The organism is Colwellia sp. Bg11-28, from assembly GCF_002836245.1.
Taxonomy (GTDB): Bacteria; Pseudomonadota; Gammaproteobacteria; order Enterobacterales; family Alteromonadaceae; genus Colwellia; species Colwellia psychrerythraea_A.
On sequence record NZ_PJBA01000016.1, the window covers coordinates 1 to 218 of the forward strand.

The 218-nt window shown below is 49.1% G+C and carries 1 protein-coding gene; it reads right to left on the reverse strand.

Translation table 11 applies throughout. The features are described from left to right. Positions 1–218, reverse strand: a 218-nt coding sequence (locus CXF79_RS17435) for an invasin domain 3-containing protein (RefSeq protein ID WP_157825897.1), incomplete at both ends; no start/stop codon positions are given.

The window sequence follows — 218 nt, forward strand, 5'->3', positions numbered from 1 at the left end:
GTCGAGGTACTGGTGCCATCAGCAACCAACGTGGTTGGGTTTGCGCTAATAACCGATTGTCCCGCATCTGACGTCCCGCTCTTCAAACTGATGGACGCATTATCGGTGATAACAATACTGTTCAGTGTGCCCGTAATAGTGGCGGTGCCAACGGTAGTTGCACTGGTATAAATAGCCGTATACGTACCGTCATTGTTATCCGTAACAGTACCTATGTC